Source organism: Halomonas sp. YLGW01 (assembly GCF_014840935.1).
In the GTDB taxonomy this organism is placed as follows: domain Bacteria; phylum Pseudomonadota; class Gammaproteobacteria; order Pseudomonadales; family Halomonadaceae; genus Onishia.
In genome coordinates, this window is record NZ_CP062005.1 from 1,816,926 (window position 1) to 1,843,605 (window position 26,680).

19 protein-coding genes and 4 pseudogenes are annotated in these 26,680 nt (G+C 52.3%); 11 read left to right on the plus strand and 12 right to left on the minus strand.

The features are described from left to right. Positions 1 to 374: 374 nt before the first annotated feature. Together IEJ03_RS08450 and IEJ03_RS08455 are read right to left on the minus strand one after the other, a co-directional pair. A complete protein-coding gene (locus IEJ03_RS08450) occupies positions 375 to 1,604 on the minus strand; it encodes a HipA domain-containing protein (RefSeq protein ID WP_192034428.1) in 1,230 nt (409 codons plus the stop codon). Beyond that, on the minus strand, positions 1,597 to 2,181 hold the full coding sequence (locus IEJ03_RS08455) for a helix-turn-helix transcriptional regulator (protein ID WP_192034430.1): 585 nt from the start codon (positions 2,179 to 2,181) through the stop codon (positions 1,597 to 1,599). Before IEJ03_RS08455 ends, IEJ03_RS08450 begins: the two co-directional genes overlap by 8 nt. A gap of 526 nt (positions 2,182 to 2,707) precedes the next feature. On the opposite strand from IEJ03_RS08455, the gene IEJ03_RS08460 reads away from it, so the two are divergent. The 3 genes and pseudogenes from IEJ03_RS08460 to IEJ03_RS15895 form a co-directional block, all read left to right on the plus strand. Continuing rightward, entirely contained in the window at positions 2,708 to 2,944 is a 237-nt protein-coding gene (locus tag IEJ03_RS08460) for an antitoxin MazE family protein (protein WP_192034432.1), read from the plus strand. Further along, the gene (locus tag IEJ03_RS08465) at positions 2,941 to 3,264 is read left to right on the plus strand and encodes a type II toxin-antitoxin system PemK/MazF family toxin (protein WP_192034434.1); all 324 of its coding nucleotides are present in this window, start codon (positions 2,941 to 2,943) and stop codon (positions 3,262 to 3,264) included. The genes IEJ03_RS08460 and IEJ03_RS08465 overlap by 4 nt, the downstream gene beginning before the upstream one ends. A gap of 1,342 nt (positions 3,265 to 4,606) precedes the next feature. Further along, positions 4,607 to 4,751: pseudogene (locus tag IEJ03_RS15895) on the plus strand (IS3 family transposase); the annotation flags it as partial. 505 nt (positions 4,752 to 5,256) lie between these two features. Here IEJ03_RS15895 and IEJ03_RS15900 read toward each other — a convergent pair. Beyond that, positions 5,257 to 5,451: pseudogene (locus IEJ03_RS15900) on the minus strand (IS3 family transposase); the annotation flags it as partial. A gap of 216 nt (positions 5,452 to 5,667) precedes the next feature. On the opposite strand from IEJ03_RS15900, the gene IEJ03_RS08470 reads away from it, so the two are divergent. The 6 genes from IEJ03_RS08470 (at position 5,668) to IEJ03_RS08495 (ending at position 15,681) form a co-directional block, all read left to right on the plus strand. Next, the gene (locus tag IEJ03_RS08470) at positions 5,668 to 6,477 is read left to right on the plus strand and encodes a hypothetical protein (protein WP_192034436.1); all 810 of its coding nucleotides are present in this window, start codon (positions 5,668 to 5,670) and stop codon (positions 6,475 to 6,477) included. A gap of 992 nt (positions 6,478 to 7,469) precedes the next feature. Next, positions 7,470 to 8,117, plus strand: coding sequence for a hypothetical protein (locus IEJ03_RS08475; RefSeq protein WP_192034437.1), 648 nt, complete (start codon positions 7,470 to 7,472; stop codon positions 8,115 to 8,117). Then, complete coding sequence (locus IEJ03_RS08480) at positions 8,114 to 9,661, plus strand: DEAD/DEAH box helicase family protein (protein ID WP_192034439.1); 1,548 nt, start codon at positions 8,114 to 8,116, stop codon at positions 9,659 to 9,661. The genes IEJ03_RS08475 and IEJ03_RS08480 overlap by 4 nt, the downstream gene beginning before the upstream one ends. A gap of 189 nt (positions 9,662 to 9,850) precedes the next feature. Then, positions 9,851 to 10,840: a tyrosine-type recombinase/integrase gene (locus IEJ03_RS08485; protein WP_242457910.1), complete on the plus strand. Its 990-nt coding sequence runs from the start codon at positions 9,851 to 9,853 to the stop codon at positions 10,838 to 10,840. Positions 10,841 to 10,993: 153 nt separating this feature from the next. Further along, positions 10,994 to 13,381 carry a hypothetical protein gene (locus tag IEJ03_RS08490; RefSeq protein ID WP_192034441.1) on the plus strand — a complete coding sequence of 796 codons (2,388 nt, stop codon included), beginning with the start codon at positions 10,994 to 10,996 and terminating at the stop codon, positions 13,379 to 13,381. Next, positions 13,375 to 15,681 carry a site-specific integrase gene (locus IEJ03_RS08495; protein WP_192034443.1) on the plus strand — a complete coding sequence of 769 codons (2,307 nt, stop codon included), beginning with the start codon at positions 13,375 to 13,377 and terminating at the stop codon, positions 15,679 to 15,681. Before IEJ03_RS08490 ends, IEJ03_RS08495 begins: the two co-directional genes overlap by 7 nt. Positions 15,682 to 15,769: 88 nt before the next feature. Here the strand turns inward: IEJ03_RS08495 and galE are convergent, their stop codons facing one another. Continuing rightward, positions 15,770 to 16,786 carry a UDP-glucose 4-epimerase GalE gene (gene galE / locus IEJ03_RS08500; RefSeq protein ID WP_192034445.1) on the minus strand — a complete coding sequence of 339 codons (1,017 nt, stop codon included), beginning with the start codon at positions 16,784 to 16,786 and terminating at the stop codon, positions 15,770 to 15,772. A 31-nt stretch (positions 16,787 to 16,817) separates the two neighbouring features. Continuing rightward, positions 16,818 to 18,101, minus strand: coding sequence for a sugar transferase (locus tag IEJ03_RS15905; RefSeq protein WP_192034447.1), 1,284 nt, complete (start codon positions 18,099 to 18,101; stop codon positions 16,818 to 16,820). 310 nt (positions 18,102 to 18,411) lie between these two features. Here IEJ03_RS15905 and IEJ03_RS15910 point away from each other — a divergent pair. Further along, positions 18,412 to 18,580: pseudogene (locus IEJ03_RS15910) on the plus strand (IS3 family transposase); the annotation flags it as partial. Positions 18,581 to 18,732: 152 nt separating this feature from the next. Then, a pseudogene (locus IEJ03_RS08510) lies at positions 18,733 to 19,691 on the plus strand (IS3 family transposase). A 143-nt stretch (positions 19,692 to 19,834) separates the two neighbouring features. Here the strand turns inward: IEJ03_RS08510 and IEJ03_RS08515 are convergent. Genes IEJ03_RS08515 through IEJ03_RS08545 form a run of 7 tightly spaced genes read right to left on the minus strand, consistent with a single transcriptional unit; the run spans position 19,835 to position 26,644 of the window. After that, the gene (locus tag IEJ03_RS08515; protein WP_192034449.1) at positions 19,835 to 21,241 is read right to left on the minus strand and encodes a mannose-1-phosphate guanylyltransferase/mannose-6-phosphate isomerase; all 1,407 of its coding nucleotides are present in this window, start codon (positions 21,239 to 21,241) and stop codon (positions 19,835 to 19,837) included. A 24-nt stretch (positions 21,242 to 21,265) separates the two neighbouring features. Continuing rightward, positions 21,266 to 21,754: a GDP-mannose mannosyl hydrolase gene (locus IEJ03_RS08520; protein ID WP_192034451.1), complete on the minus strand. Its 489-nt coding sequence runs from the start codon at positions 21,752 to 21,754 to the stop codon at positions 21,266 to 21,268. Positions 21,755 to 21,759: 5 nt separating this feature from the next. After that, the gene (locus tag IEJ03_RS08525; RefSeq protein WP_192034453.1) at positions 21,760 to 22,734 is read right to left on the minus strand and encodes a GDP-L-fucose synthase; all 975 of its coding nucleotides are present in this window, start codon (positions 22,732 to 22,734) and stop codon (positions 21,760 to 21,762) included. A 2-nt stretch (positions 22,735 to 22,736) separates the two neighbouring features. Beyond that, complete coding sequence (gene gmd, locus IEJ03_RS08530) at positions 22,737 to 23,855, minus strand: GDP-mannose 4,6-dehydratase (protein ID WP_192034455.1); 1,119 nt, start codon at positions 23,853 to 23,855, stop codon at positions 22,737 to 22,739. A 26-nt stretch (positions 23,856 to 23,881) separates the two neighbouring features. Beyond that, entirely contained in the window at positions 23,882 to 24,967 is a 1,086-nt protein-coding gene (locus IEJ03_RS08535; protein WP_192034457.1) for a glycosyltransferase, read from the minus strand. 58 nt (positions 24,968 to 25,025) lie between these two features. Next, the gene (locus IEJ03_RS08540; RefSeq protein WP_192034459.1) at positions 25,026 to 25,784 is read right to left on the minus strand and encodes a glycosyltransferase; all 759 of its coding nucleotides are present in this window, start codon (positions 25,782 to 25,784) and stop codon (positions 25,026 to 25,028) included. After that, on the minus strand, positions 25,781 to 26,644 hold the full coding sequence (locus IEJ03_RS08545) for an alpha-1,2-fucosyltransferase (protein WP_192034461.1): 864 nt from the start codon (positions 26,642 to 26,644) through the stop codon (positions 25,781 to 25,783). The genes IEJ03_RS08540 and IEJ03_RS08545 overlap by 4 nt, the downstream gene beginning before the upstream one ends. Positions 26,645 to 26,680: the final 36 nt, after the last annotated feature.

Here is a 26,680-nt window from a genome sequence, read left to right on the forward strand (position 1 = left end):
GGTCGTCAGTGCCAGCTGCTGGGCATCAGCCGCTCATCGCTGTACTACCAACAGCGGGAGTGGCGGGCCGAGGATTTGGCGCTGATGCGCCTGATCGATGAACAGCACTTGCTGACGCCGGTCTACGGATCACGCCGGATGACCGTCCATCTCAATCGGCTGGGCCAGCGGGTCAACCGTATTGAAGCAGGAGCTGGGCAGCTACTTCACTTGGTACAACCGGGATCGTCCCCACCAAGGACTGGACGATGCCACACCGGATGAGATGTACTTCTCTCAACCAGTGAAACAGGCGGCCTGACGCCGATAATGACCCGATCCGAGCTTAGATGACCTGTCAGGTGGTCCGAAGGATGGGGTCCACTTCACCCCCCCTATCGTGCTATCGGGAGACTCTTGAGATGCGCATCGATAGCGTTGCGCACATCCGGTATCATCGGGAGATTGTTTTTTTCGGCTTGCCAGTGCTGGTGGAATCGCGCAACTGTTTCGTGAGCCGTATCTAGAACAAGCTTTTCGGGAATGGCGGCCTTTACTGCCAAATGCTCAAGTTCGTCATTGGTCAGCTCTGAAAACGCTCGGGTCCGGCTGATCCTAAGTCCCATATCGTCGTTGGGGATGTAGGGAATAGTCGAGACAAGATCATAGGCCGGAGCGAGCGAGGCGTTTCGCCGATCGGGATAAATGAGTGACCAGTTCTTCATGTGCATATCGCCGTTTCCGGTCAGAACGCAGAACACCAGCCGTCGGATGAATTCAGCGATATCGGCGTCGCTGGTCTCGGCGGCGAGCACCTGTGCGATATTGCGCAAGGTCGCCGTTTTGTATTTATGCTCGGCATAGACATCGAAGACCTGCGCAAAATCCTCGATATGGACGGCACCGCCGTCAGACAGCCTGTCGAACCGTTCGATAATGAAGGCCCTTTGGCCGATTTTCTCGACTCCCTCAGGCAGATTTTCGATGCTGCCGACATCGACAAGATCAATCGGCGGGACGTCTATTCCGATAAGGCGCGCAAGCGTCATCATAGAAAATTCGTTTTCAGGAACGCCGTCGAACTCGCGCGATGGGAGTTTCACGATCCATGAGCCACCAACACCGGAGGCGGGAATCGTCAGGCCGCCCGTCGGTGCGAGAACTGCCGAGAATTTAAGCTGCACCCCTGCAAGCGAGAACCGCAAGGCGTTCTCGCGGCGGTTATCTTCGGTGATACCGGCATCGCTACTCTTACCACCAAGCGGCGGCCATGCCTCGCCGTCAGCGGGTTTGATCGTGACCGCACCTGGCAGGTCGTGACCCAGTGCCCAGAGTAGATGAAACTCACGCTCGGGATTGACCCCCGCACTCTCCGCAAGGTACTTGCGCAGATGACCTTCGGGCAGCAGATTCGAGAAAAAGGGCATTACACGCTTCTGGTAGGCCCGGAAGTCCGTCAGCAGTCCGCCGAATTCATCCTTGAAGGCCAGTCCCTGGGTCGGCCTGTCAGAATCGTCGATATAGGCTTCATTAAAGGCGAAAATCGTCCGGTCTCCGCCGACATGGGTAAGAGTGCCGACGGGTTCCCCGTAGAGCAGGACATCAAGGACAGAAACATCAGCCATCTTGATCCTCCTCCAGCCGATAGGCCGGCCTTGGGGCGCGCGGCTTCTCATGGGACACGCCGCGATGGGCAAGCTGGTTACGCAGGGAGCGGATAGTGTCTGCGGCCCGATTAACGGCCTCATTGCTGGCTGAGGACTCGATAGACTCGATAATGCCTCGTACCTTTTGCAAAATTTCGGGGTCAATCTGGCTGCGAATTTGGGTGATCTCGCGGATGCGGCGCTGAAGATTATCGAAGTTCGCGCCGGAGGCATGGGTTGCGAGGGCATTGACCTTTTCGCGGATACGGTCGAGCTCCCGCTGTGATTCGGCGTTGACGACCGGCGCGCGGGCGACGTTGCGGGTGATTGACTGGACAGCCGGAAGCGCCTTGCGGGGTACTAGCACCAACTCCAAGTCCAGCGCGTGGGCGATAGAGGAAAGGCTTGAGACGCGCAGGTCAACGGCATTGTTCTCGATCTTCGAGATGTGCGACTGCGGCACACCGGCAAGCGCGCTCAGTTCCCGCTGGTTGAGCCCTTTGGCTTCTCGTGCGGCCTTGAGACGTGCAGCCAGTTCTTCCGTTCCATAACTCATTTGATCTACTTTTATATATCACATGGGAATAATGATCTACTAAACTAGATCACATTATGCAGTAAAGCTCAAAAATCATTGATATACTATAACACATCAGGATGCGATTTTGATCTATCTAAATAGATCAAAAGCTGCCTATAGATGCTGGCCTTGAGGCTACCCACAATCTCTAGGGACACTCGAAAAAAATCGAGTGCGCCAGGGGCGATAAAGCGAAACCGCCCGCGTCATAGCGCGGGCAGCGTATGAGACTTGGCCAGGCCGGGGCCGCCTATGCGGCGGTCCCGGCTATTGCGGGCTGCAAGCCGTGGAGGTAGTGGCGGCACGCTATGGGTCAGCTCCAGTTTTGCGTAATGCAGGTAGCCATAGTTTCTGCCTTCAACGACCCCCTTGCCACGGTGGCGACGAGCATTGATCCCTGGGCTCTGAGAAAGCCGGTACGGTTCAGTTTTTCGGACAATCGCGTTGCATGTAACGCAGATGTGCGCTAACTTGTTACATGTAACAAGACGGAGGAGCCGCCATGGTGGCTACGAACGATGTAAACAACAGGGTGAAGAAGCACCGCGGCGCCTTGCGAGCGGCCGGCCTGCGCCCGATCCAAATCTGGGTCCCGGACACTCGACAACCCGGCTTCGCCGAAGAGGCTCACCGTCAGTGCGCTCTCGTGGCAGCTGCCGACGCCGGGGATCGCGACCTGCAGGACTTCATGGACGCGGCTCTGCTGGATCTTGACCTGGATGACGAGGGTGACGCATGAGGCGTGGGGATCTCGTGACCATTGCCCTATCGGGTGATTTCGGTAAGCCGCGTCCCGCCCTCATCGTCCAGTCCGACCAGTTTGCCGGCACAGGCAGTGTGACGGTGCTGCTGCTCTCCAGAAGCCGGGTCAATGCACCGTTGATCCGCCTCGATGTTGAGCCCACCCCCGAGAACGGCTTGCACCGACGCTCCCAGATCATGGTGGACAAACCCATGACGGTGAAACGCGAGAGAGTTGGAGAGTACTTCGGTCACCTCGATGACAGCGCCATGGTCGCCGTCAACAGAGCGCTGGCCGTCTTCCTGGGCTTCGCGTGAGTGAGGCTAGTCATCGCTTGCCCCACACATTCCTGAGACCTATCCAAAGCCCAGCCCCGAGACATTTTCCTTGAGGTCGGCATTGTCGAGGGCGCTTGGCCAGCCGCCTCTTCAGGCGAGCCTTTCGGTTTCCAGATCACGAAAGCGCTTGGTTCCCGCGTCCCCCATGCCGCCCTGTCGGGGCTTGCAACGAAAGGTGTCTGTTCGGCCAAACCATCCAGCCGGGTGAGCGCGGCGATCGAGGCACCTCATTCGTGGGCCTTAAGGACGGTGATGGTCTGCGCTTCGACATGACGATCTCGCTGCATCGTGAGCCCCCTGCTATCGGGGTAAACGTAGCGGAGATCTCACCTCACCGGTGGACCGGCTTCTGGGTAGGAGGTCATGCGGTTGCTGAGGTCGTTATTGGTCTCGGGGATCAGCCAAGCGGTGGCGCCGATCACGGTTTTCCAGCTGCTGAGGATCACCGGCAACTCGAGTTAGAGCTCGGAGAGGCGGGGCTGATTACCCCAAGATCAACCATGCCCCGACAGTGCCTGCGTATCGCAGTTCATGGCACGCGCAGTGGTCGGGTTGAGCCGTGACAGTAGCGATGCAAGAGGTCACGTCGTCAGACACTCAGGCCATGTCGATGCCCTGTTGCGTCGGCATAGGTGCGGGTTTGCAGAGGAAGCAGTGCTTTGCGTAGTGGCCCGGTGGCATCGTTCAAGCCCCATCGCTTGCTGGGGCAATATCGCCCTTGGGTGAGCGTGTCGTCGCCTCCCAGCAGTTGCCTGGGGTACACCCGGGTCAGCCGCTGCTAGTGTCGGGCCGTATCAGAGCGACATACCAGCTCATCAGCGTCTTTCAAACTATCTACACGACCTATACTCGGGAACGTCTCGCAGCCAGCTAATGTAGGTATGAAAAAACCAACTCCTGTGAAGGGTGGGCTAATGGTTTCTGGAGCTACCTAGGGGTCACATGGAGTCCAGTAATTCCTTCCGGCGGCGCCCAACCGTCTCGAGAGAACGCTTATGCGCCTCTTTCCAAGCCCGCTCCATTTCCTCGGAGCTGGCCCAGACACCTCTTGGCTTACGGGCACCCCCTAGCAGGACCGAGCGCCCTGAGCGTGACCTGCCTCGGAGCTCCGGGCGCTGATCTTCAGGCTTCGTTGGTAAACTGCTCATATTGGCCTCCCTCGGTAGTGCCATGGGTGGATTCCTCTTATTAAGTATACTGGTCAAACGGCAGAATTCCCAAAGGGTTGAATTGTCGACGCATCCTGCGTACGCGGATGAGCTAGGTTTTTAGCCCGGAGTGTAATGGTCCATGGTACTAGGAGGAGCCATGGCACAAGTACTTCAACAACGCGTTGGCCGTGACAAAGATCGGGGTGTTCAAGACTGAAGTGATCCGCCACCCAGGACCATGGCGGCATCTCGAAGTCGATGAGCTCACCACCCGAGAAATGGGTCGACTGTTTCAATCACCGGCGGATCCTGGAACCGTGCAGAGCGAGAAGCGCTGTATTTTGAACAGAGGCTATAAAGCTTTACAGGGTGCTTTAGGCGGCATAATGTCAATAGGTGTCCACGCCTCTCGATAACTGGATACAGTTAAGGAGACAACGTATGCAACCCGAAATCGCACTGCCGCTGGCTATACTCGGAGTGACACTTACGTTCTTCGCAGCTAGCTTTGCATGGGCACGCAAGAAGGACCGCAACCAAGCCAGCCGGAAGTAGATTTACCCGCTGGGTATTGGCCCCCACTGGTTGACCTAATTTTTTCTGCCCGGTATTCTTAATGGAGAGGTGGTCCGAGCCACCCCAAAAGCATCTCGGCCATACCGCATCAACTTAGCTTAAATACCGTGCACATCTACGTCGTGCATGTATGCCTCTACAGCTTCTTGTCCCCGCACGCTAAATCGTGGCACCGGGCGTGCAATATACCCTGCTTTTGCACTCTTTCTTTTCTCTTCTGTCTCTTGCAGGTGCTTGGATAACACCCTCGCACCTCGCGCGAGTAGAGACCGATCAGTACCATCAAGCAGGGCCATCCTTCATCGGTAGCCAGCTAGGTGATATCGCCGCCCCATTTCTGGTTTGATGCCCAAGAGATAACGTCTTGCTCCAGTAGGTTGGATGCTACCGGCAGCGCGTGTCGCGAGTTCCTCGTCGCCTTGAACTTACGCAGTACCTTGGCGCGAACTCCCTAGCGCAATAGTTCAATAATTACCTCGCATCGATTTTGTTATCTCAACTCTAATAGAGATGAGTTTTTTGCGTGTTAAAAAAGAGTGGCTCCAGCCATTCGCATCGCGGTTTTCCGCATAAAAAATCAGCCCAAAAGGCTTAAACGTCGAGTAACCGTCTGCCTCGACCAGGCATTTCTGCGAAAAAAACCTGGAGCCGAAAAATGTCAATCACTACTTACTACAGCATTCTTTCAGGGCACGAATACTATTTAAAAGGAAGTATTGTCGAGCGATCACTAATAGAGCTTCTCCGCTCTCAAGCACCGAGATCTAACGGCAGACTCGAGAGAGTAACACTCGATACCCTGCCAGTCGTATTGACATGCAAAGAATGGCCAGAGGAAGAACTAATAAATCGCGATAGCGTAATAAACCAACTCCCCAAAAATAAAGGCAGAAATATTCCAATTGACATCAAAACCCTACACACGATAAGGATTGATATCGATGATATCCCACCTGGCGATATAGACTTGGTGAGATTCATCTTTGGGCAGCTAAGCCGGATACATCAAATGCCAGAAACGGACAAAAACAAGACACAAGAAATCCATGGAATCATTGCTCACATAGAAAACAACAGCCATATAAAAGAGGCAATACAAAATAGCCTTTACGGTGGAGAAACGCTTCAAAGGCGGCATTATGTGTGGCTGCTGGCGAACCAGCGTGGCACTAGCTTTGTAGAACAATCGCTGCGAAGAGCACGCAGTCAGGCTAGCGCCAACAAGGTAACCAGCGACAATGAGGTGGCCAACGCCCTTAAGGTAGCCAGCACGGACAAGGTAGCCCATACCGGTAAGGAGACCAACACCGACAAAGCCATCCATAAGGATGTTCCGAAGTCCATTGATGAAGAAGAGGACAATAGCATATGTAAAACAAGCACATCGAGCGATTTTCTTGCCGAGAGTGCAAGTAGATTGCTAGCAGTGGTCAGGAACTCTGAAAACCAGAGGAAAGATTCCTGAACGCTTAAGACAAGGAGTAACCACAACTTCCCTGCAAGATATTTTAAAAGGCCGCCTTTGGCGGCCTAACCTTCCTGACCGACCGACCGACCGACCGACCGACCGACCGAGGCTTATAATGCTGACAGTTATACATTTTACGCCACATAATAAGTGACAGAAATTTTAATTTTTACGATTATGAAAAGGACTACACAACACAAGGTAGAACTATGTATATTTCAGACAACCCAAGTCATCTGACATTGAAAAAATCAAGCCATTTTCTTTTTGGTACAGCTCTTGTTGCCCCACAGTCGACATATATATTTTAACCCACCGAATTCACAAGCAACCAGCGAGAGGAAATAATTTTTCCGAAACAAATAAATATAAATAACAAATAAGCAATGAACACTCAATTAAATATTAACCCGCACACTACTATCTAATTTTCAACCCCCTATGGCGAGGAAGACATACAGGGTCGATGTAGCACCTGCTCTGCACCGCCTCACATCATTCCACTCGCAGCTTATCATCATTTCCGAAGCGACAGTTTACAGGCCTCGCGAGCCTTGCTATCTTGTGGGTGTCGAGTTAAATCACTCGGCCGGGTTTGGCGACCCGATTCACAAAGGCGCACAAGCGCCCCACCATGGTTGGCGTTTTTTTGTGTCTGCCATGCGTTATGGCGGTCGTGCGTGGGAGACCCTCGGGTCTGCCGGCATCCTTTGTGGCCGGTTCGCCAACCTGCGTACGGCCGCCCCCATCACTGTTTGGCGACAGCGGGAGCGGCTCCAACACAAAGGAGCTCTACCCATGATCGGATCGATCCCATCTTTCCACGATACCTCTTGGCGAATGCGTGCCTCAGCGCATAACAAGATCGTAGTCCATGCCCCGGCCTCCCATCACCGTGCACCAATCCGCTCTCAGCGCCTCCTTACGCCTATTCGCTGGGTTCTGGCAACCACCCAAATCGACAGCCATATCCCGCGGGAGGTGAAGTCATGACCTCCCTTTTTTCCGAGGCGTCGACTGCTCATCAAGAAGCACCCCATACCCATGGGATCGGCCTCATCAATGAACACTTGGATGAGCTGATTACCGAGTACGCGACTCAGGCAGAGCGTTTCACTGTCTGCGAGTGGCGAGATCGTCTACTCAAAGTGCCCGAGTTAGCGAACTCGTGCCCTAGAACGCTGCGGTTTCGGGTGCGTGACCGTGTGAAGGCGCTGGAAAAACAAGGCTTGGTGCATCAGGTCGGCTTTCAGGGTCGGCGTCGTCCCGTCTTCATGCTCGACCAAGCGGCGGTTCCTGTGGCACGAGCACATGGGAGCACAGACTCAAGATCCGGGGATGCCTCACCTACTAACCCCCTCTCCTCCCCCAACTTCCATGACACGCCTTTGACTCGCGAGGCATCACCGTCTTTTGTCGACTTTCTGGATCAGGAGTGTCACCGCCTAAAACTCGACATGCAGGCGGCATTAGGCGAGGCCAGCCACTATTCCCATATCCTTTCGCGCTACCCGGAACAACGGGCACTCATCGAGCCCCTCCATCAGGCTGCCTGCCAACGAGGCAGCGAAGCCAAAGGAGCCCTGGATGCTGTCCTGACCCTGCGCAAGCGTATTGATATGGAGGACGATACATGAACGCCAGAAAAGCCAACATGCTGTTGGCCTCCAACGATCGGCCTTCCCTTCGCGCCTGGCAGGCTCGCTGCATCGACCAAGCACTGCAGACACTATCTGATGAGCACCCCCACTACCTTTGCCAAGCGACACCAGGCGCCGGCAAGATGTTGATGGCCGCTGTACTCGCCCAAGAACTGCTCCAAGGTGACGCCATCGACTATGTCATCTATCTAGGGCCAACCACCTCGGTCGTTGAACGAGCAAGGGATACCCTCGAGAAGATTACTGGCCTTGCCATGCATGGCCGACTGGGCGCTGGCGGTGCAGCTTTTACGTACCATGCGCTGCATCACCGTTTGTCGGAACTAAAACATCTGTGCCAGCAAGGGCGAGTAATGCTGGTATGGGACGAGAGCCATCATGCTGCTGGTCACAGCGGCGGAACGAGCGCCGCCAATCAATGGGGGGTGGGGCTACTGGCACTGGAACGTCAGGTACGTTTTACTCTGGCGCTGTCGGGTACGCCTTGGCGCTCGGATGGCGGCCGCTTGCCACTGCTCCGCTACCTAGACACAGATGAAGAAAGTGCCCTGCCCGAGGGCGGGTCAGACGGTACTGCCATTCGGCAACAACTGATGCCCGACTTTATCTATTCGCTCGAAGAGGCCATTCGCGATCAAGTCTGCCGTTACCCGCGTGTTCTCTTAGTAGACAATCGAGATATCCAACTCACGGCCTATCACACGCAGCAACAGCAACGTGCGACACAACACTACGCCAGCATTCCCCACTTGCTACGCCATCCTGCCATCAATTACTCAGGGTTGCTTCGGCATGACGAGCCTCTGGACCATGTGCTAACCCTTGGCTGCCAGCGTCTCGCTCAGCTTCGTCAACTTGATCCCGATGCTGCCGGTCTAGTGGTGGCATCTGACATTGCGCATGCGGAGGATTTAACCGAGCGCCTCGAGGATCTCGGCCAATCGGTTTGTCTCATAACCAGTAAATCGTATGATGCACACAACCGCTTACGCGCCTTTCGCGATTCGAGTGCCCCCTGGATCGTCTCGGTGGGCATGGTCAGTGAAGGCGTAGACATTCCCAGGCTGCGAGTATGCTGCTACCTCAGCCATGTACGAACCGAGCAACATTTCCGCCAAGTTTTGGGCCGCATCATCCGTCGAGAAGGCATCAACGATGTCGACTGTTATTTGTACGCGCTCAATGAACCATACCTGATACGCTATGCCCGCCGCATTGCTGATGACCTACCTGATGACCTGGCGTCTGTGACGGTGTCAGTTACCAACCCCATTTCATCCGCTGCAGCTGCATACGACATTTCTCGAGATACATTTCCACAAGAGCAGACATCAACTGACACTCATGCGATGGCTCATGAAGAGCCAGCTGGCGAAACCATTGCAGAGAACACTACCTCTTCAACGACGCAAATCAGCATGGGAAGTAGTGGCGATAAGACAGGATCAGTAGACCCTGACCTAGCGTTCTCTCAGGCCTTCATTGAAAGACTAGTGGCCCTACAACTACCTTCCGCTTAGTGACAGGTATAGATACCCCGACCTCTTGCGACCAGCCGGTTGAGACTGGGTCTCAGAGGAATATCGGACGCTATACGTAATGAGACTTCCGCTATCGCACCGCCAGATGACAACAAGCCCGCATAGTTACTGAGTCAGCTCTACAGTACACGGCTGTTGCATGATCAGCACAGCAGAATGAGGCAGAACATGTCAGATCATCCTCTTCAACATCAAGTTATCAATATTGACTATCAAGAACGATATGGCGACGTCATGCCCGACCAAAAGGAAGGGCTAACGCCAGAAGCACAACGTCTTCTGGCAGAGAGCGTGTCCCATAACACTATCCGGGCTATGCGTGCCGATATTCGGGTCTATTTATCAGCAGGATTCCCGTTGCCCGCGACCGAGCCAGATATCGCCAACTTCCTCTCGGATCAAAACAAACTCGGCAAAAAGCCAGCAACATTGATTCGCTACGCGAATTCACTGCACATGTGGCACCGATATATGGGAGTTTCCTCGCCAGCACGCACCATGACCATTCGCAGCATTCTGCGGGGCATCAAGAAAACGCGTGACATGCGGCAAGCATCAGCCCCCGCATTGAGGCTGGCGGAGTTACATGTCCTGCTTGAGGCCTTGGATCGCAATACACTGCGAGGCCTGAGAGATAGCGCCCTCTTTGCCTTGAGCTTTTATGGCGCCTTCAGGCGTAGCGAAATTGTTGGGTTACGTGTCGATGATCTCGACTGGCAACCTAAAGGGGTTACCATCAGGATACGCTATAGCAAAACTAATCAGGCCGGTAGAATCGAAAATAAAAGCATCATGCAGGCTACGCAGGAGACGAGTTATTGCCCGGTAACACTGCTAAAGGCATGGTTGAGTACTTCCGGCATTTCGCGAGGTGCGATCTTTCGAAGCATAACGCTCGGTGACCACATCGGTTCGGGCCCATTAACCGACCAAACGGTATCTGACCGAATGAAAGTAGCGCTTGAAAAAACGTCTCTGACAGATCGCGGCTATACGCCTCACAGCTTCAGGGCGGGCTTTATCACTGAAGCCCACCTTCGTGGAAAAAGCGACACTCAGATTAAGCGCATCAGCGGGCATCGTAGCCAGAGAACGTTCGAGCAATATATTCGGATTGCTGATGAATTTGAGGATCATGCCGGAGATTTTTTCAGCTGATGTGATCACTCGTCGAAACTGTCATCTCGTTTCACGTAGAAATCGGACCATATATTTGACGGCGAGGGCCTCAAGTCTTCGCCGCCATGTATTGAATAGCAGCAAATTTTGGGTCATTATAACAGGATATACTAATGACGAAATAACCCTCACATGAGCAATGAACATTTCCTTCCTCAAGAAATAATCAAGCAGTGGCAAGATGCCGTGATGTCAATAGAGTTGTCGCCTAATGCTCGCCAACAGCTCTTCTCAATCGTACGCTATTCCCTGCCACCAGTATCAAGATCAGCACTTGAGAAAGCAGCTTTAGTTTATGTGAGTGATCACGATGCTTTATCGCATCACCAGATCATCGAATTATATTCTGGCAATATACTTAGCGACTCATTGCCACGCTCATTAAAGACTCAGTTCTCACTCTATGTTTCAATGACAAGCTTGAAACATCTTGGGGATATCAGCAATCCACTTGCCCACCTAGGGCGGAAACTGCTCAATGAGTGGTTTGCTACAGAACACGAAGATGTGAAAGACACACTCTACTACGAGCATTTGCTGAAGGTACGCACGGTCACAGAAATCGTTGCTCGCTCCGATTGGCCTACTCCTCATTCCTTCGCTGACCCTCGCTCCATCATAATGTCAGCTGCTGGCAGCGAGAGGCTCAGTTATCCTATCGGCCAGTGTTTCAATAAATATGAATTATTCACTCAAATTGCAGAAGGGAAGCGGGAAGCAGGCGTGCCAAAGCGCCATGTGTCAGAACGCCGGGCTGGGTACCGCGAGGCCACGCAACGCGATAAATGGCAAGATGAGCACCTATCCCGGCTAGCCAAGGAAATGCCTTCAAATGGAAAGCGTGTTGAACCGGAGAAGGCTGACAAACAAGATGGTGGTGATATGCCTACCGAGGCAAATCAGCTGGGCATACTACCTTGCATCGCCTCAAGCGACGATATAGACAATGAAGGAGACATTGTTTATCAAAGGCGCAAAGCATCGACTCTAACACCAATCGACGACCACCTGCTTGTCCGTCGTTTGTCTCGTGCAGCTTCCACCTCAAGCATTGCCACGCACTGCGATTTACAGCGGTTGCCTCATGAGCGAGTTCGATCCGTCCTCGACACCGAATTGCCAGCAGAGCTTCGGACTTTCACGGTACTGTTGCTCACGACAGGCATGTCAGTGTCGCGATTAGCCCGACTCCGACTAGCAGAAGAAGATTTTCTTCAACCAGGCGCCACTCTACCAGGTGATGATGATCCGCGTGTTGAGCCACTTAACGGTACACTTTCATACCGATTAAGTGATGGACCCAGCGACTGCTCGGCGTCAGCGAATCGTTGGATCTCATTATCCCTTCCCAACGTTCTTGTTGGCTCACTATCAGCGGCAATTGAGGAGGCAAGTTCAACAACCATCAGCCGATCAGACCATGCGCTTGAACCCGACATTGTGCCTCGCCCCCTCAAAAGCGCGGCAGGTCGACTTAATCGATTTCTGCATCGTCTGTTTTCCAATAAGCCCGGTCTGACGCCAACCGCCAACCGATTGCGAGCCAGCAGTTGGTTATGGCGACGCCCCAATGCGCGAGACGATGTAGCGGCACAGCTGCTAGCAGGCCATCTGGGGCTAATGCTAGCAGCCCCTGCTGCTTATCGTCAGTTGGACCGCGCCGAACTTCAGAAAGTATTTGATAAAACCCTCCAAGAGCTGGGAGTAGCCCTTGAGCCTGCTGGCATTCTTGTCGCTCCGCTCAGCGGAGTCGGTATTACCACATTAGGCTCGGGCGTAGCTATAGAAGCTAGAGAGTTCGCCCCTATCTTCGCGAAACTACGGCAGCAGATTTTCAATACGCATCGGGACTTTCAATCTTGGTATCCTAGCAAGCCCCTGCCGCTCGAAGCACTGCACCACATATCCGCCCTCACCGCCGGTCATACTTATCTCGGCTGGCTGTTAGCGACCGGTGCACGCCCCTTGGGCTTGAGCAGCCGCAACCGACTCAGCCAAGGTTTCCTCTGGATGCGTGATAAAGCATCGAGCCAAGGCGATGAAAGTCGTGTAATACCGCTAAACAAACAGATCGTCGATGCACTTCACGAGCACGCTTCCTGGACAGCGAGTGCGATAGAGTGGTGGACTGAACAAGGAGGCCGAATTGATGATCGGCGTAACCATCAGCGAGATACGCCGTCATGCCTCTTTCCAGGCCGTCAACAACAAACATTGGTACTGCGTGAGATGTCCCATGCGGATTTCAAGAAAACCCTGGAACTTGTACCGAACCTGAGCGATGCAGAAAAGTGCTGGCCAGATAACGTGACGCGCCACTCATTGGCCAGTTGGTTGCGACAATATCGCCCGGATGGTGAAGTCGATGGGCTTCTGGGTCACGCCCATCATGGTCAAGCAATCACCGCTCCGTGGGCCTCTGCCCCGATCGGCGCTCAGAAAAAACTGGGGGAAGCGCTTGCCTACTGGCTGAAACTCACCGGGTATGCCCCCCTTCCCTGGCAGGCATTGAGATGCTGAAGCTCAACGCGCACTCACTGCTAGGGCAATGGAAAGAAGAGCGCCATCCCTTGCTAAGGCCTCATCGCGAGAATGACACTCGCTGGCTCGTTGCGGCTGCGCTCGAGTCCGCCACCGCCAGTGGATTAATGCTGGACCTTCAGGCGGTCAAAACATTAGAAAAAGATTTCTTTCAATGGCGACAAGAAACTGGACGTAGCATCTCCCATCGCCAAGCCCAATGCCGAGTCACGCGCGTGCTGCAATCACTCAATGAGCAGCCACATATTACAGCCGTATTACCCCCACGTCCGGTTCGCTCTCATCGCGAGACAGCCATGCCCCGCCGAGGCGATACACTTGTCCAAACTCATAGAACGATGGCGCTGGATCGCCATCTGCTAACCTGGGCCCGCCAACATAACACCCGTGATGCCTGGTTATTCGTCCTTGCCGTCCGGTTGGTCACACGCATTGGGCTGGGAGAACCTGTTCTGTTGGGCACACTTTCCCAATTAACCCGTCGTCATGTCGACAACCAGTGGCTGACACTGCCCTCCCATCCCGATTCTGCACTGCCAGATGGCGCACATTACCGCCTTAAAATGCCAAGCGCTGTATGGATTCCGCTGCGAGCTATACTGAACCGCTGCACAGGGGAAAACGATACTTGGTTACTTGCCCCTACAGGCAAAGCCCTGGAAAAACGTATCAGCCGTGAAAAAAATTTGCGCGAACGCCTCAACGCCGGCGCTGTGCAATGTTTACAAGAAATGTACGGCCATACTGACAAACATAAATGGGAAGGGCTAAGGTCCTGGACATCGATTTACCGAGGAGGTCGCTATGCGCAGGTACTGAACGGTGTTCCGCCATTATGGGCAGGCCTTCTCCATCACTATCCGCTCCCTAGCGATACCCCCATACCACTTCTCGCTGATACTGATGCACACCACCATCAGCCTGGTGCGCGTTATGGGCCTCTCAACTCGACACAAACGCCAGCCCCCCTGCCAACACTGGGCAATGAGACTCAGTCACCCGGCGTTTACGAGCTGGATCTGTCATACCTGCCCGCGGACTGGCCTCGGCAGATTAAACGGCGCCTAAGTCAATTCCTCACCGATGCAAGTGGTCTCAGCTCCAGTCAGCGACTTTATGCTGACCGATACGCGGAAGACCTTCAGCAACTACTAGCCCATTACGAGCGCTTGATCACCGAACTAATCGGTCACAATGGCAGCTATGCTCAATGGCTCCTGCACTGGGCTTACCACTTATTACGTGTCGACCGAAACAAGCTATCGACAGCACGCACGTACATTTCACGAATCACTCCGATAACTATGTTGCTGCATGAAGGAACATTGAATCTTGCTGACTGGGACGACGAACTGGTAGAAGAAATAAAGGCGGGCACACTCAGCGAGCAATCTTGGAAAGACACTACAATAGGGGCTTATAGTCAAACACTTGGACAATTCATTCGGTTCTGTCAGAACCACGGCATGCTCGAGGAAGTGACGCCACCAATGAAGGAGCGGGGACAGAGCGTCAGCACGCTGCGCACGCGCATCCTGACACCAGGCCACTTCCTTAGCCTATGGCATGGCCTTGCCCACCAGTACGCCATCGGCGAGCGACGACAATTACTCGCGCTGATCATGGCGCTGGGATTCTATGGAGGGCTACGCGCTTCCGAGATCCTGGCGCTGACGCTCAGTGATGTGGTGATCGGCGAAGAGAAAGGAAAACGGACATGCTGGGTAGAAGTGTTGGGAGGGAAAACCCCGGCAGCACGAAGGCGCATCGCCTTGCACGTAATGGCTCCGCCATCAGTAGTAGAAACTTTGGGCGAATGGGTAGAGTACCGGAAGTCGAGCTGTGGCGGAGGGCATAAAATCAGTGACGTGGCGCTATTCGGCCCAGACTATAATCCAGATGCCTTTACTCGTCGTGCACTGATCACGCCGGTGATCGAGTGGATGCGAAAGGTATTGGGTGAAGGGGTCGATTTCCATGGCCTTCGTCATGCGGCGGTATCGTGGACGTTGCTAAGGCTGCATGCTGCTCAAACGCCGACATTCGCCGATACGCTTTTTCACCGCTACGACTGGATGTTTTCTGAGGAAGCGCTGGCGACTTTACTGAATCACTTTTGCGGGGCGGAAGGCGAAGATGCGATCGCCCGTGGAACGATGATTTACCGCGTAGCTAAGTGGATCGGGCATCGCGACCCTTCCACATTGCTACAACATTATGCTCATGTGCTTGGTCTCATCCATAGCGATATTCTCACACACTCATCGACTGGCAAGTGAAAAGCGAATTTTTCAACCGTAGTGCATATTATTACTAGCTGTCGGATCCTGCGTAATTAATAATGCGGGACCCGACAACCACCGAATATTAAGATCGATAGCCTTCTGGGTTATTGACCTGCCAGCGCCATGTATCATGCATCATGGCATCCAGGTTTCTCTTGGCCTTCCACCCCAGCTCACGCTCAGCCTTGGAAGGATCCGCCCAGCACTCAGGAATATCACCGTCACGGCGTAGTGCGATGTTGTACGGGACATCTCTGCCTGATGCCTCCTCGAAAGCCTGAATCATATTGAGCACGGAATACCCTTGACCTGTTCCCAAGTTCCAGATGCCAATCCCAGGCTGCCTGGCAATGGCCTGCATGGCGCATAGATGACCATCTACCAGATCACTCACGTGGATATAATCACGCACGCCGGTACCATCAGGCGTTGGGTAATCGTTACCATAGACGGAAAGCACTTCACGACGACCTATGGCGACCTGGGAAATGAACGGAACCAGATTATTTGGAATGTCGTTAGGATCTTCTCCAATCAAGCCGCTCTCGTGAGCTCCCACCGGGTTGAAATAGCGCAACAGTGCAATCGACCAACGAGAATCTGACTTGACAAGGTCTTTTAACACTTCCTCCACCATTAGTTTGGACCGACCATAAGGGTTAGTCGGCGTGCCGGTTGGCAGACCTTCGTGTATGGGCATGGTGCCTACTTCGCCATACACGGTAGCTGAAGAACTGAACACCAGCCGCCTAACGCCGGCGGCCTCCATCGCCTGGCAAAGGGCCAAAGTACCGCTAACGTTATTATCGAAATAATGTAACGGCTGCTCGACACTTTTCCCCACCGCTTTCAGCCCTGCGAAATGCAACACATCCGAGATGTTGTGCTCTGCAAATAGCCGATCCAGCAACTCACGATCGCGGATGTCCCCTTCAATAAAGCGTAAAGACTTACCAGTGATGCTCTCCACCCGACGCAATGCCTCAAGGGAGGAATTCACTAGGCTATCCAACACCACCACATCATGATCATGCTCCAGCAGGGAAAGCACCATATGAGAGCCGATATAGCCGGCACCACCAGTCACGAGAATGGACATGAAAACCGTCCTTGTATGATTAATCTAGGAATCACTTGGCCCCAAATCCTGTCAGGATCGTCTTAATCGTCTTGAACAAGATCAGGATATCCAGCCACAGTGAAAAATGCTTGATGTAATAAAAATCATGCTGAATTTTGATTCGAGTATCGTCGGCATCGCTGGCATATCCCTGTACCACTTGCGCCCAGCCTGTGATCCCCGGCTTTACGACATGGCGATAGGTATAAAATGGGATCTCTTCATCAAACTGTTCGACGAAGGCGCGCTGCTCCGGTCGCGGCCCAATCAGACTCATGTCACCCTTGATGACATTGAAAAATTGGGGGAGCTCATCAAGCCTCGTCTTGCGAATGATCTTACCTACCCGGGTGACCCGCATGTCGTCGGACTGGGCCAGTTTCGCCCCATCTTTTTCAGAATCCCGGCACATGCTGCGGAACTTGTAGATTTTATAGTCTTTATTGCCCTGACCAACGCGGTTCTGAATGAATAGGGCTGGCCCAGGGCTATCCAGCTTAACTGCGATGGCAGTGAACGCCATTATGGGAATGGTGATGGGAGCCGTTATCACTATTGCTGCAATATCGAAGCAGCGCTTGAAGAAGCTGTAAACACCAGAAGGCAGCAACGAACCAAAATCGTTTTCAGCGAGATGTTCTATTTGCACCCTACCAGTGATTGATTCACTAATTTGCTTCACGTGATAGACAGGAATATGACAAAGCGTGCAGCGGGCTAGGAACCTCTCCCATTCCGGCATCAGTTCATCGGAACGCAGATCTGCCACGATACCATCAAAGCGCACCCCGTTAAGGTCTGGCGCATCTAGCATACGAAATTCATTACCTTCAGTTTGCTGAAGATATTGTGTCGCTCCGAATGGAACAGCTGCAAGCTTCAGTCGGCGATATCGTATCCCGATGAAATAGCCTGCGAAGCACCAAGCCAAAGTCAGTAGATAGCCAATAAATAACACTTGGCGGGAATACCCTTCACGAGTAAAGAACAACAGAGCAATGGCAACTAGAAAAATACTAGTGACCGTTGGCACTATATACGAAACAATATGCGAGCCAGGAAAGCGAAGCAGCCGTCTCTGGGTCAAAATAGTAGCAATAAAAGATAGAGCAATCGCGAGCAGTGTATTGCTGCGAACCTCATTCATAGCATGCCAGAACCCCCACCCCCAGCGTTCCAGGCTTGGCAGAAGCAATACAAATGACAGCCCTACTATCAGCTGGAATGGCAGGGCTAGTAGGGCCTTTTCGTACCACCGCGAGTGGCGACGTTCGTAAGGGTATGTCACATCCATGCCTATATTGGTTTTCCGCAGCTAAGTATGATATGTAATGCTAGCGTCATTGACGCGTTCAGCGGCAATACCGCATCAAACTGAGGTACGCGTTTATACATGACCACGCGGACCAATATCCTGTGCAGCGCTAGTGCCGCGTGATGGTGCCGCACACGAGCGGCTATACTATTCTTGGCAACTTAACACCCTTTCTGAGCGAGCGCGAGACGACCAGCAAGTGGCTCAGGTTTACCAGCGCCGAAGTGGCTGCTCAGCCTCTCCCAGGTTAGCTCTAGATCTCATCGACGACGGTCTGCCGGTGACTCGCAAAACAGTCGCCGCTAGCCAGCAGCGCCAGCGGCTTCCCGCCAGGGCGACGACGAACTCGCGGCACTCTCTGCCGGTGGCACCCAACCTGCTGGATCAATACTACACTGCCAAGGTACAGGGCCAGAAGTGGGGGCGATGACATCACTTACCTGGCGACCGGCGAAGGATAGCTCTACTTGGCGGTGCTGACAGACCTTTACTCACGGAAGCTGATTGGCTTGGCGTTAAGCAACCATATGACTGAACTTCCCCCCAGAAACCGTTCCATCGTCAATGTGAGATTTCCGCTACGTTTACCCTGATAGCAGGAGATCTCGCGATGAAGCGTAACCACCAAACCGAAGAGCAGATCATCACCATCCTCAAGGCCCATGAACGTAGCGTGTCGATGGCCGAGCTGGCCCGGCAGCATGGCAGACCATCTATCGCTGGAAGGCCAAGTACGGCGGTATGGAGGTATTGGAAGCCAAACGTCTCCGGGACTTGGAAACCGAAAACGCCCTCCTGAAGAAACTGCTGGCGGAAAGCGCCCTCGACAATGCCTGCCGCCCTCAAGGAGATCGTCTCGGGAAAGTGGTAACGCCCGAAGCGAAGCCGCGTGACGATGAGCCGCTTCGGGCTCGACTACAAGCCTTGGCGACCTGCTATCCCCGCTACGGCTACCTGCTGCTGCACGACCTGTTGCGTCAGGAGGGCCTGGTGGTCAATCGCAAACGTACCTACCGGCTCTACTGCGAAGCTGGGCTTCAAGTCCGCCCCGCCAGCGCAAGCGACTGGTGCGGTCCAGCATGTCGATGCCATTACCCGATGGCCCCAATCAACGCTGGTTCCTGGACTACATCTTGGATTAGCTCGCCTCGGGGCGTCGTTTCCGCGTGCCTAACATCGTGGACGATTTCAGTCGGGAATGCATCGGCCAGCTAGTGATCTGGTCGGCGCCTGGCCAGATTCTTGGATGACATTACACAGCAGCGCGCGCTGCCCGGGTCGATTGTCTGCGATAACGGCCCCGAACTGACCAGCAAGGCGATGTTCTTATGGGCGCGTGAGCGGAAGGTCACGCTGGCCTTCATCCAGCCGGGCAAGCCGACACAGAATGCCTTCATCAGGAACTTCAACGGCAAGGTCCGCGATTGCTGCCTCAATCAGCACGGGTTTCTAAGCCTGACCGATGACAGACATGAAATCGACCAATTGAGGGCCCACTACAACCATGTCAGACCGAACAACTCGCTGGGTTATATGCTGCCTGTTGCCTATGCCCAGCGGTGTGCATGAAGGAGCGGTTTCTCACATTGAGCACGGACCTAAATCAGGGGGAAGGTCATAAGATTGATGCTTAAGAGTGCCGATAGCCTCGCCGATGGTCGACTCACTATTGAACCATGCGGTAATCACAGAGATCTTCAACGTTTCACTCATCAACAACGTCCATAGCGGTCATTGAAGCGGACGATGTCGTCCTCTCCTAGATAGGACCCCGACTGTACCTCAATCAGCTCCAACGGAATTTTGCCAGGATTCTCTAAGGCGTGGACCTGACCGATAGGTATATAAGTCGACTCGTTCTCGCAGACAAGACGGGTTGTTTCGCCGATAGTGACCTTGGCTGTGCCCGAAACCACCACCCAATGCTCAGCGCGGTGATGGTGCATCTGCACCGAGAGCTTGGCTCCAGGTTTAACGGTGATGCACTTGACCTGATAACGGTTGCCGCTATCAATGCTGTCGTAGACGCCCCAAGGTCGATAGACCTCGCGGTGGTTTGTCTGCTCGGTACGGCCCTCATCTTTCAGGCGCGAAACAATCTTCTTGACCTCCTGAGCGCGGCCCTTACGAGCCACCAGCACGGCATCCTTGGTTTCTACTACCACCAAATCCTCAACGCCTACCGTAGCGACCAGGCGATGTTCGGCATGCACCAACAGGTCGTGACTGTCGTGAAGCATCACGTCGCCATGGCAAACGTTACCTTGAGCATCACGATCACTGACCTCCCAAAGCGCCGACCAAGAACCGATATCGCTCCAGCCAGCGTCCAGCGGCACTACGCTGGCATATCTGGTACGTTCCATTACCGCATAATCGATGGAATCAGCAGGGCAGGCCTTGAAAGCCTCGGCGTCCAAACGCGTGAAATCGAGATCCTGACTGGCCCCGGCCAAGGCGTCGCGACAGGCATTCACCATGGCTGGCTGGAAGCATTCCAGCTCCTCCAGATAGCGCTTGGCTGAGAACAGAAACATGCCACTGTTCCAATAGTAGTCCCCAGCATTCAGGTAGTCTTCGGCGGTGATCCGATCGGGCTTCTCGACGAAGCGCTTGACCCTAAAGCCGAAACTTCCCTGCTCTTCGCCGCGCTGGATATAACCGTAGCCGGTCTCGGCATGGGTGGGCACCACACCGAAGGTAACCAACTGGCCCTGCTCGGCAAGCGTCTGGGCGTGATCCACACTCTCGTGAAACCTTGCCACGTCACGGATCAAATGGTCAGCGGCCAGCACCAGCATTAACGCCTCAGGATCCTCGGCAACCGCTTTCAACGCCGCTAGCGCAATCGCTGGAGCAGTATTACGCCCTTCCGGCTCAAGCAGGATACGCGCATCGGTGATGCCCTGTTGCCGAAGCTGTTCGGCGACCAAGAAACGATGCTCCTCGTTACAGATCAGCAACGGTGAGCGATGTTCGAGGGGAGCCAGACGCTTAAGAGTCTCCTGCAGCATCGTGCCCTCGCCGGTCAGCGGCAGGAACTGCTTGGGGCGCAACTGGCGTGATAGCGGCCAAAGCCGCGAACCGCTCCCCCCAGCCATGATGACGGGCGTTATCATGGGGGAAATCTCCTTATTCATATTTCAGGCTTTAACAGCCGGCAGATAGGCACGCGTATTGGCGTGCACCGCCTTATCATCAGCGATGGAGTGCGGTGACCACCAGCGATACGTGTCATGCTGCTCACGGGGCAGGGTCTCTAGATCTAAGTTCAGTTTTAACTGATAGGCCAGCACAACATAGTGCGTCGAAAGCCCAGAATCGTGCATGCTATTGGGATAGAAGTGTTGGTAAACACCCAAGAAGCGCATATTGGCCAGTTCGTTAATCCGGCCGAACTCGTCGCGGGTCAGGCGTATTGCCGCAGCTTCAAGAGTCTCGCCCTTTCGGACCCTCCCGCCTGGCACGAACCAGCTTCCTTGTGCCGGACGATTCAAGCGCTGGCCAAGTAGCCACTGACCTTGAGTATTAATCATCACGAAATCTAGAGAGACGAGCGGAGCATGCGCCACGACCTGGCGAAAGGCGTCAACGCTTAGCCACCCTTGGTCAGTCACTTGCGTTTCACACATGACGATCAACCGCGGAAGCGGTCTTGGTTATCCAGAAACCACTGGTAGGCATCCTGCAGACCATCCTCAAGAGAAATGGTGGCCTGCCAGCCTAGGGCCTTTAACCGCGAGACATCCATCAGCTTGCGCGGGGTGCCATCGGGCTTGCTGGCATCGAAAGTCAACTTGCCCTCAAATCCCGTTACACTCTTTACTGTCTCGGCCAGTTCCCGGATTGTGCAATCTACCCCGGTACCAACGTTGATATGGGAGAGCATCGGCGAGGTATTTGCTTCGTATGTGGCTTGGTCGAGCTCCATCACATGCACGCTGGCAGCAGCCATATCGTCCACATGTAAGAACTCACGCATCGGTGTGCCACTGCCCCACACAACCACCTCATCATCTCCCTGCTGCTTGGCCTCGTGGAAACGCCGCAGCAGCGCGGGAATCACATGGGAGTTCTCAGGATGGAAGTTGTCGTGGGGCCCATAAAGGTTGGTGGGCATCACACTGCGATAGTCGCGCCCGTACTGGCGGTTGTAACTCTCGCAGAGCTTGATGCCAGTGATCTTGGCAATGGCATAAGGTTCGTTGGTTGGTTCCAGCGTGCCGGTGAGTAGTGCCTCTTCCCTCATAGGTTGCTCAGCCAGCTTAGGATAGATACACGACGAGCCCAGAAAAAGCAGCTTCTGCACCCCGGCCTGATGAGCAGCGTGGACAAGGTTGGCCTCGATAATCAGATTCTGGTAGATGAAATCAGCCGGATAGCTGTTGTTGGCCTGGATGCCACCCACTTTCGCGGCCGCCAGGTACACCTGATCAATAGCGTGGCGCTCGAAGTAGGCATTTACCTGGGCCTGATCGGTGAGATCCAACTCATCACGGCCCGCGGTAAGAATGTTGCGATAGCCCAGCGCCTCAAGACGACGCACGATGGCCGAGCCCACCATACCCCGATGGCCGGCCACGAAGATCACCTGATCTAAATCACGCGCCATGCTTAGCCCTCCACCGTGACCGGAATCTCGTAGCCATGGTCTTTGAGGAGCGCATGGCGCTTGGCCACCTTTAGATCCTCAGCGACCATCTCTGCGCACATTTCCTGCACAGTGATCTCGGGCTCCCAACCCAGCTTTGCCTTTGCCTTAGTTGGATCGCCGAGTAGCGTCTCCACCTCAGCGGGCCGGAAATAACGTGGGTCGACTTTCACGATAAGGTCGCCAACCTTTATCTCTGGAGCTTTGTCACCTTCGATACTCTCGACAATGGCAACCTCGTCAACGCCCTGATTCTCAAAACGCAGTGTGACGCCCAGATTCTCAGCACTCAGCCGGATGAAGTCGCGCACCGAGATTTGTTTCCCAGTGGCAATAACGAAATCCTCGGCCTCATCCTGCTGCAGCATCATCCACTGCATGCGCACATAGTCTTTGGCATGGCCCCAGTCACGCAACGCATCCATATTCCCCATGTAAAGACACGTCTCCAAACCTTGAGCTATGTTGGCTAGCCCCCGGGTAATCTTGCGCGTGACGAAGGTCTCACCCCGGCGTGGCGATTCATGGTTGAAAAGGATACCGTTGCAAGCGTACATACCATAAGATTCGCGGTAATTAATCGTAACCCAGTAGGCGTACAACTTAGCAGCGGCATAAGGCGAGCGAGGATAGAACGGGGTCGTCTCGCGTTGCGGCGTTTCCTGCACTTCACCAAAAAGTTCGGAAGTAGAAGCTTGGTAAAATCTAGTTTTCTTCTCTAGACCAAGTAAACGAATCGCCTCAAGGATTCTTAAAGCACCCAGTGCATCAACATCTGCTGTATATTCAGGAGACTCGAAGCTTACCGCAACATGAGACTGGGCAGCCAAGTTATAGATCTCGTCTGGTTGAACTTGCTGAATAATGCGTGTCAAATTTGACGAGTCGGACAGGTCCCCATAATGGAGGACAAAATTCTGCTGATCAACATGAGGATCTTGATATATATGGTCAACACGCTGAGTATTAAAGAGCGAAGCGCGCCGCTTTATACCATGAACCTCATAGCCCCTCTCAAGAAGAAATTCTGCGAGGTAAGAACCATCTTGACCAGTCACACCAGTAATTAGAGCTCTTTTCATTTCACACCATTGATAAATAATTTTAATTAACTGACCATATATACACTTGAGACTTTTTCACACATATCTTCCAAAGAAAAATTATTCAAATAAGCCATTCTCGACCTTTCACCCATCTTCACCCTCAATTCTAAAGAAGATGAACGAGCAAAAGCATTCACAAGAGATGAAAAATCATTATTCTCTACTAAAATACCATTATCGTCATTAGCTACAAGCTCAGAAACACCGCCGACATTAGTTGCTACTACCATTTTTCCTGCACTCATCGCCTCAATAATTGCAAGAGGTAAAGCTTCGTAATTAGATATCAATGCAACAACGTCTGCCTGCGACATCAAGAATTCTATATCTGACCGCTGACCTAGTAGCTTGATATCTGAAACCCTTTTGGGCGCAAGATCTGCGACAGTCTCCTTAAATTCATTACTATCTGTTCCTGCGCCACAAAGCCACAGCTCAGAATCAAAATCTAAGGAATTGAATACCTTCAGAATCATAGCGTGATTTTTCGCATCACATACTCTAGCAGGCATAAGGATTTTAAGAGGACCTGAGGAGGGCTCACTATTATGTTTTAAATCACGAACTCCATTATAAATCACCGCCCCCTCATATTCTTTTATGCCAAGCACTCCCTCCGCCTGAGATTTTACAGAATTAGAAACATAAATATAGTGAACATTGCTACATATTTTAGCTAAAACATACTCAATACAAAAAACTAATGTACGTGGTATAAGCCCCAAGCCTCTCCACCCCCAGCCATGAACAGTATAAATTGCACTAACAGTATTCTTCCATGCTATAACTCTACCTAACATGGCAGCCTTGGAGCTATGACAGTGCACAACATCAGGTTTGTGTAGAGAAAATATTCTTTGTATTTTTTTTAGCGCTCGGAAATCATCAGACAGGTTAATACTACTTCTCAAATTCTCTACAATGTAAACATCAATACCAAGCTCACGTATTTTTTCGGCGACCGGACCTTCTTCACCAAACACTACAACAAAAACAAATTTCTCACGAAGCCCGTTCACAATACTATAAACATGTCTAGGAGCTCCCGCTTCATCTGCATTTGTACATATAACCATTATCTTTTTCATAAAACCATCTTATCACAACAATGCTTATAGAAAAAAAGTGGAGCTCTACAGCTTGACTTTAGAGCATTGATCTAAATGAATTCCATAGAATCGATATCACTGATTTAACATTTGGCTTTAAAAGGAATTCTCTAACAGCCAAACCTGCACACTCAGCATAAGCAAGGCTTGCCCCTTGAGATGAGTTTGAGTGAACCCTGTATCTTATTAACTTTTCATCCAAATTATCCCACTTAACACCCAGTCGGTATAGACGAAGCCATAGATCGTAATCTTCAGAAGAAAAGCCAGAGTTGTAACCCCTAGCCATAGTTATGAACGATTTTCTATACATAACGGATGGATGACAAAAGGGATTTTTCAACCTTACAAGCTTATTTATATCATCTCCTTTTGGATAAACTCTACAACCTACGACATCACCATCCGGATCGATAATCCTTACATCACTACCCAACACATCAAGCCTACGCTCTTTAATAGCAGCAAGCTGCTTCCTTAATCGATCAGGCTCTGAAACATCATCTGCATCCATCCTAGCGACATATTCGCAATCAGTTAAAGAAAGCCCATAATTCAAGGAATAAGAGAGCTGAGGAATAGGAGTGGATACTACACGCAGCAAAGACTCATCAGAATATTTATACTCAAGTTCATTTTTTATTTTTTTAGCTTCTGAACCATTAGCGATAACTAAAACGTTATGAATAACACCAACTTGTCTTATAGCACTATCAATTGCCTCATAGGTATACTTATCTATCCTGTGCAACCCTATAAGCACGCATACTTCAGCTTGACGTTTATCACCCATCATTTATGAACACCAACCCAACTATCTAAAGAAGGATCCAAAGAAAACTTTTGCCTCTTGTCATACCAGGGGTACGGACAAACAACAATCTGGCCATCACTAGAGCCTAAATATGCTCCCCACCAACTAAAACTACTATTAGCTATAATATTATGTTTTGCCAAACTCATTAGCCAGAGATCCTCTTCCTGGCTACCACCATTTACGTAGGAAACATCTCGCCCACTGAAGAGGCTTTCCATATTTTCCTCAACCCATTGTAGATCATCACTAAACACAAAGTACTTTGGCCTACAAACTCTACCCTCAATATAATCCATAGCTTGTCTATAGTAATTCAAACCACAAATACCGTGGTTTTTTAAAGCCCTTTTATTACTAATATAGTCTCCACGCCTCACATGGATAGCCACTGACGATTCATCCATTATAGCCTCGGAATAAAAAACAGATGAACTACTTATCTCCTTAGGAATGAAAACGCTTTTCAGCTCAGAAAAAATACCATCGAAGTATCTCCTACTCTGCCAATATCCAATCATCAAGGCGTAATCTTGTTTTTTCATCCCTGGAGAACCATACGCTTCATGCGCTATTTTCAGGAACGGTATTTTAGATAACAAGGGTGCTTTCATGACTATATTTAAGACCCATCCAGGATACTTCCTACGCTCATCTTTCCCTATAACTTTTAAAGGATGAATATTCATATTATGGAGCCTAACCCCACCATGTTGTTCATCTTTACTGTACGAACGCGCATCTAACATCAATTCACAATTGTTTTCCCGCGCAAAACTTAAAGCAGCGGCATATTGAAAGAGCTGATTGCCCAGCCCTCCGTCCAGTCGAACAATAATCACTCAAACACCTCTATAAAGTTATAAATCATGTGGGAA